The sequence below is a fragment of the Aeromonas sp. Y293-4 genome (assembly GCF_027705905.1).
Taxonomy (GTDB): Bacteria; Pseudomonadota; Gammaproteobacteria; order Enterobacterales; family Aeromonadaceae; genus Aeromonas; species Aeromonas veronii.
The window spans coordinates 1-2820 of record NZ_JAPDCI010000053.1 but is presented as its reverse complement, the minus strand read 5'-3'; the positions used below and the strand labels follow the sequence as shown (position 1 = coordinate 2820).

At 57.2% G+C, this 2820-nt stretch carries 3 protein-coding genes; all 3 read right to left on the bottom strand.

The genetic code is table 11. From position 1 onward, the window contains the following. Nucleotides 1–473: 473 nt before the first annotated feature. Nucleotides 474–2438: a CHASE domain-containing protein gene (locus OKC31_RS21455; protein ID WP_270657733.1), complete on the bottom strand. Its 1965-nt coding sequence runs from the start codon at nucleotides 2436–2438 to the stop codon at nucleotides 474–476. Nucleotides 2439–2475: 37 nt separating this feature from the next. Next, on the bottom strand, nucleotides 2476–2703 hold the full coding sequence (locus OKC31_RS21450) for a hypothetical protein (RefSeq protein WP_270657731.1): 228 nt from the start codon (nucleotides 2701–2703) through the stop codon (nucleotides 2476–2478). A gap of 54 nt (nucleotides 2704–2757) precedes the next feature. Continuing rightward, on the bottom strand, nucleotides 2758–2820 hold a 63-nt coding region (locus OKC31_RS21750; protein WP_421288102.1), incomplete at its 5' end, for an IS1 family transposase.

Below are 2820 nucleotides of genomic sequence, written 5' to 3'. Positions count from 1 at the left end.
ATGGATACCGTGTCTCCTTTCCCGGGGAATGGCTATGGCACAGCGAAGGTGTAGCACTATTGGGATCAGTTATTTAGAGGTTGCCGGCGAGGCGTCAGAAAATGCTGGAATCGGCCCTATCCTGACGCGGCCCAAGGTTCCGGCCTGACGCCTAGTTAGGGCGTACTTCAACTGGACGTTCGCGGCGGGCCTACGTTGGGTTTTGGTTCCATTGCTCCCCAAATCCCGAATAGGGAGCAGTGGAACAGGAAACGCACTTAAGCCAAGTCGGCTTAGCGTACGATTCTTCCCGAATTCTGCGGCTTCCCTTTCCAGCCCTTGGCGGTCATCTGTGGGGCCAGTTGCTCGAAGCAATCGGCGGTCAATGCCTGATCGGTCGTGATGGACCAACTTCATGCGTGGACGCTGTCGCCGGCAACACAAGATCTGGAGTTGTCGATCAGGGTGCGTTTAAACGCTACGGGAACGCAGAGCTACACCGAGCCGCTATCCTGATGCACCAAGGCTCCATTCTTGGAGCCTTTCTTGACCTGATACATCGCCTGATCGGCATGCTCGCTGAGCACCTCGATGGTCGTTCCATGCTGAGGGTAGAGCGCGATACCGACACTAATGGAAATTCGTGCTTCGCCACCCGCAGGCAAGGGGATTGGTCGGCGGACCTCCGAGATGAACAGGCTGGCCTTTTTGAGCGCCTCCTGTTCGTCGCTGACGAGTTGCAGCAAGGCCACGTACTCATCGCCTCCCACCCTGGCGAGCGTGTCGGAGGCACGGATGCAACGCAGGAGACGGCGGGCCACGGTCTTTAGCACTACATCCCCCGCTTCGTGGCCATGGGTGTCGTTGACCGACTTGAACCCATCCAGATCCATGAACAGCACAGCCAGATGCGTGTTCTCGCGCTCTGCCAATGCAAGCGCCTGCTGTATGCGGTCACCGAGTAAGACCCGGTTGGGTAGATCGGTCAATACGTCATGATGCGCTCGATGGTGATAGGTATCCAGCTCCTGTCTGGACCGGCTGATGTCCTGATGGGTACCGTACATGATGAGAGGCTTGCCATCCCGATCCCATTTCCCCACCTTCCCGCGGTCCAGCACCCAGATCCAGTGCCCATCCTTGTGGCGCATCCTGGCCTCACACTCGTAGAACGGTAACTCCCCCGCCAAGTGCTGCTTGAGCAGCTGTTCTGACTTTTGCAGATCTTCCGGATGCGCGAACTTTGCCCAGGTGACGATGGAGATCGGCTCAAGCTCTTGGAGCTTGTATCCAACGATCCTCGCCCATTCCTCATTGAAGACGGTTTCACCGCTCTGGACATTCCACTCCCAGGTGCCGACCCGGGTGCCTTCAAGAATGGCACTCAATCGAGACCTCTCCAGAGACAGGTCTTCTGTCATCGCGCGGGCCGCCGCTTCTGCCCGGGACCGACCCGACACCAGCAAAAACATCAGCCCAGCCAGCATGGCACTGAGCAAGACACCGGTTACCGCGATCACGATCGGTAGCCCTCTGTCCACCCGTTGCAGAAGGCTCGTGCTGCCATGCACGCGAACGGTCCAGGTTTGTCCCATCATGCGCAGCCGATGCACCGATTCAAACCCTGGACGGATATCGGTACGCCCTGAACTGCCAAAGTGAGTTCGTGTCGCTTCAACCATCTCTTCGCCGTCGAAGATGTCGATGATCAGGTCACGCTCCTGCTCTCCGAGGAGACCATGCAGGAAGTCTGTCATGCGAAACGGTGCATAGACCCAGCCGCGCAGTTGTTCCCGGCGCTCTGCTACGGTTGCCGCTGGCTGGTCAGTAGCGTAGATCGCCTGGTAGATCAGGAACCCCGACTGCTCCTGAACCCCCGTTTCCTGCTGGAGACGCACATGCCCCGAAAGCGCGATGGCACCCGTATCTACCGAGCGCTGCATGGCCTCGCGCCGCACGGGTTCTGAATACATGTCGAAGCCGAAGGCACGCAGGTTGCCTCCCGAAAACGGCTCCAGATACACGATCGAGGAATACAGGTCTCGTTGGCCTGCTGGTTGCACCGTGTAAGAGGGAAAGCCTTCGGCGCGGACCTGATCGATGTGGGTTTGCAGATCGGCAGGCCGGATGGCCCTGGCGAAGCCCACGCCTTGGATGCCAGGCAGGTACTGGTCCAGAGCCTGGCGATCGGAATACCTTCGGAAATCTTCACGTCCGACATCATCATGCACATCAAAGAACCCAGCCGTGCCCCGCAGGACCTGCTGGTAGGTGGCCATGCGGTTCTCGATGCGCTCAGCAGCCTCCCGGGCGCGGAAGTCGAAGTAGACCTGTTGTCGTTGATAGACGGACTCGACGATGAGTTGGTAAAGCACTACGGTGGAGCACAGGCCGATCAAAAAAACCACAAGAGGGATTAGCCTCGGCGACAGTCGGCTTGGTTTGCCAGAGGGGATCATTCGCTATGCCTTCTTGTTGATTTTCCAAAGCTTAAAATTAAACGCTACCATAACCAGCAACAACAGCAACTCTCCGAAACTCTTTCCTGATTTCTTCTTCTTCCTTGCGAGCTTGGATCTTGGCTTCACGCTCGGGCGTGCTCATTCCTTCGTAGCTGACCCCCAGCATGGGAGCACTGCCTCTATGCGAGTCAAGAATCACTTCGCGGGTTTTGCGGCGTTTACCATTGAATTCGTAATCCGCGAAGGTGAGCTGGTGACTCATTCAGCACCTCATTCGTGGTGCAAAGTGGGGATCGCGATCTGGTAATGACTCCAATCAGTTGAAATGGTGTCTTTCTATAAAGGCACCAATCACTTTCTCGTGGAGCTCAACGGAACG

What these genes read in the sequence shown, in the direction of transcription:
- OKC31_RS21450 (WP_270657731.1), bottom strand. Translation starts at nt 2,703, where the DNA reads ATGAGTCACCAGCTCACCTTCGCGGATTACGAATTCAATGGTAAACGC.
- OKC31_RS21455 (WP_270657733.1), bottom strand. Translation starts at nt 2,438, where the DNA reads ATGATCCCCTCTGGCAAACCAAGCCGACTGTCGCCGAGGCTAATCCCT.